The following is a 228-nucleotide window of genomic DNA, read 5'->3' on the forward strand; positions in this document are numbered from 1 at the left end:
CGCCTGAGACGCCGCTGGAAGAGGGCGAGCATCAGTTCACGGTGGTGGAGCGCGATCCTGCGGGCAACGAAAGTGGGCCGTCGGACCCGCGGACGGTGATTGTGGACACGACTGCGCCGGACCAGCCAGTCATTGGCGAAGTGATTGACGACGAAGGTCCGATCCAGGGACCGGTGGGCAATGGCGAGAGCACGGACGACACGACGCCGACGCTGGTGGGCAAGGGTG

Annotated in this window: 1 protein-coding gene; it reads left to right on the forward strand. The window is 66.2% G+C overall.

Features of this window, described 5'->3' with window-relative positions:
* The coding region (locus F6X37_RS38215) for a hypothetical protein (RefSeq protein WP_187614713.1) at positions 1–228 on the forward strand (228 nt) is incomplete at both ends.

It is taken from the genome of Paraburkholderia sp. 31.1 (genome assembly GCF_014397645.1).
GTDB classification, from domain to species: Bacteria; Pseudomonadota; Gammaproteobacteria; order Burkholderiales; family Burkholderiaceae; genus Paraburkholderia; species Paraburkholderia tuberum.